Origin of the sequence: Pseudochrobactrum sp. AO18b (genome assembly GCF_000409565.1) — a bacterium.
GTDB lineage: Bacteria > Pseudomonadota > Alphaproteobacteria > Rhizobiales > Rhizobiaceae > Pseudochrobactrum > Pseudochrobactrum saccharolyticum.
The window spans coordinates 1-2849 of the sequence record NZ_ANNO01000060.1; the positions used below are offsets into that span (position 1 = coordinate 1).

Here is a 2849-nt window from a genome sequence, read left to right on the forward strand (position 1 = left end):
GCCCCGCAAGCCATGATCGAAAAACGCGGCCTTTAATAAATTAGAAAACGCCCCTGCAGGATATGCAGGGGCTTTTATTTTTAGAAGCTGCCGAGCTTGATATCCGGCGAATATTCATGACCTTCAACGGTCTTGGTTACGGCCTGACCGCAATACATCTTCTTTTCTTCGGCATTATAGCTGTGGCTTGGCGAGCCATAGAGCATCCAGCCTTTGTTCAGGGCTTCAGTAACGCGATGACAAAAGGAAGAATCATCCGGACCGGTAAGAAAACGATAAAGCTGCATAGGAAACTCCTGTAGTTTGCAGAAACTCGAAAGAATCAGCGCACGCGCGCAAGGACGCGTTCTGCCTGACGAATATGTAATTGCTCGACCATAGAGCCATTCAGGGAGATGGCACCTTTGGCAGCATTTTCCGGCAGATTAAAAGCAGCAATTACCTGATTTGCCCATGCGGCTTCTTCGGCAGTTGAGGAATAGCTGTTCAAAGCGGTTTCAATCTGGGAAGGGTGAATCAGAGTTTTCCCGTCAAAACCCAGCATAGCACCCTGTTCGCACTCGGCTTTGAAGCCTTCCTGATCCTGAAAATTATTATAAACACCGTCCAGTACATCAATACCACCGGCACGGGCGGCAAGAATAATCTGCATCATCCATGGCAGTAATGCGCTGCGCTGGTTGGTGGTTTTAACCCCAGTGCTCAGAGCAATATCATTGGTGCCGACGATGAAACATTTGAGGCGTGCAGCGGATTTTTGCGCCAGCCGTGCAATTTCATCCGCATTGAGAATACCGCGCGGCGTTTCAATCATTGCCCAGATACCGAGGGTCTCCGGTGCATCATAATCATCAAGCTTGCGGGCAGCATCTATCACCTGTTGCGGCGTTTCTGTTTTCGGCAGAACAATAGCCTCAGTTTTGAGTTCTGCTGCCAGTTTCAGATCATCCTCACCCCATTGCGTGGCAAGACTGTTGATACGGATAGCTTTTAGCGGGCTTTGTTCTGTTTGGTGTTGTTCCTGAAAATGTGCGCGCAGATTATCACGCGCTTCATGCTTCATTTGCTCGGCAACAGAGTCTTCAAGGTCATATATAATGGCATCGGGCTGTAGTTGTGTGCTTTTGGCGAGGGCTTTCTGATGGCTGGCCGGAACATAAAGCACGGCACGGCGCGGCTGATAAAGTGTCACTCAGAATTTCTCCCTGACAAAGATGTTCGTGTTATTTTTGATCTGAAAACCAGTCAAAAATGACAGGATATTGTTTGAATTGAATATCATAGGCAATCAATGAAAAGGTAGTTGCCTTTGGGGTTGAGGGGCGCATTATTATCATGGTGCGGCACTTCGCTTGGATTTCAGGCCTTTGACTCTGCAAAAAGCTGGTGTAAAGCACAATGAGAAAAGCATTTTGACTTACAGGTTACGAGACCGATGGAAAAATTTACCAAGCTTACCGGCGTTGCCGCTCCGTTGCCGATCATCAATATCGATACGGATATGATTATCCCTAAGGATTATCTGAAGACAATCAAGCGTACAGGTCTTGGTAAAGGTCTATTCGCGGAAATGCGCTTTAATGAAGACGGTTCCGAAAATCCGGATTTCGTTCTGAACAAACCTGCTTATCGCAATGCGCAGATTCTGGTGGCCGGTGATAATTTTGGTTGCGGTTCATCCCGTGAGCACGCGCCTTGGGCTTTGCTGGATTTCGGCATCCGCTGCGTGATCTCTACGTCTTTTGCGGACATCTTCTATAATAACTGTTTCAAGAACGGTATTCTGCCGATCAAAGTTTCTCAGGAAGATCTTGATAAGCTGATGGACGATGCCTCGCGCGGCGCCAATGCCACGCTGACAGTTGATCTTGAGGGGATGGCAATTTCCGGTCCGGACGGCGGTTCCATTGCTTTTGAACTGGATGAGTTCAAACGCCATTGTATGCTCAATGGTTTGGATGATATCGGCCTGACAATGGAAAAAGCGGATAATATCTCGGTATTTGAGAAGAAGAATTCTGCAAGCCGTCCGTGGGCATGAGCCTTTAAAATAAGGCTCACTTGGCATTTACAGGATAAATGCCTATATCAGTTTTGAAACCACGCTGCAGATGGCTGTCAGCGTGGTTTTTTTATGGAATCAATTTTGGACTACCTGCTGTATAATAAGCGGGGCAGAAAGACAGGGACAATGGTTCAGACTGATCTGAGCGGAGATTGGGCAACAAGGCTTGCCCCGTCTGTAGACGAACTGAAATCACTGGCATTGAATGCGTATGCGCATATGCCGGATGAGTTTCGCGCGCTCAGCCCGCAGATTCGTATCGAAGTGGCCGATTTTCCGGATGAACAGGTTATGGAAGATCTGGATCTGGATACGCCTTATGACATTCTCTGTCTCTTTGAGGGGCGGGGTGTCGGAGAGCGGTTTCATTTGCGCGCGCAGGAGGGGCCAGAAGTGCTGACATTATACCGTCGGGCTATTCTGGATTACTGGAGCGAGAATACAGAAACGCTCGGCGAGATCATCGGTCATATATTGCTGCATGAGATCGGCCAGAGCTTAGGTCTGTCGGAAGCGGAGATGGAGCGGCTCGGCAGCCAGCATTAATATGCTCTGCTATATATAATGTGCAGAGCGGCTTGCTGAGACATATAGAATCTCTGCTCGAAAGAGCCCTCCATCATTGGTTAACGATTGCATAAAATTCGAAGTTTTCCCTGTGGAAAGAAACTTTGCGATTTGTGTAGTTTTTTTTAAAAGTCGTGTTGACAGTTTGGGAGAGTGGGGTCTATATAGCGACACAACGAGGGCGGCGGCGCTGCTAGCGGCAGAGAGCTTCGCCCCT

At 48.3% G+C, this 2849-nt stretch carries 4 protein-coding genes; 2 read left to right on the forward strand and 2 right to left on the reverse strand.

Annotated elements, in window-relative coordinates:
* Nucleotides 1–80: 80 nt before the first annotated feature.
* Both A918_RS0102925 and A918_RS0102930 read right to left on the reverse strand, forming a co-directional pair.
* A complete protein-coding gene (locus A918_RS0102925) occupies nucleotides 81–287 on the reverse strand; it encodes a DUF1737 domain-containing protein (protein WP_022709608.1) in 207 nt (68 codons plus the stop codon).
* A 35-nt stretch (nucleotides 288–322) separates the two neighbouring features.
* Nucleotides 323–1192 carry a CoA ester lyase gene (locus tag A918_RS0102930; RefSeq protein WP_028233303.1) on the reverse strand — a complete coding sequence of 290 codons (870 nt, stop codon included), beginning with the start codon at nucleotides 1190–1192 and terminating at the stop codon, nucleotides 323–325.
* Between the two features lie 243 nt (nucleotides 1193–1435).
* Here A918_RS0102930 and leuD point away from each other — a divergent pair, with 243 nt between their 5' ends.
* Nucleotides 1436–2041, forward strand: coding sequence for a 3-isopropylmalate dehydratase small subunit (gene leuD, locus A918_RS0102935; RefSeq protein ID WP_022709609.1), 606 nt, complete (start codon nucleotides 1436–1438; stop codon nucleotides 2039–2041).
* A 150-nt stretch (nucleotides 2042–2191) separates the two neighbouring features.
* On the forward strand, nucleotides 2192–2611 hold the full coding sequence (locus A918_RS0102940; protein WP_022709610.1) for a metallopeptidase family protein: 420 nt from the start codon (nucleotides 2192–2194) through the stop codon (nucleotides 2609–2611).
* Nucleotides 2612–2849: the final 238 nt, after the last annotated feature.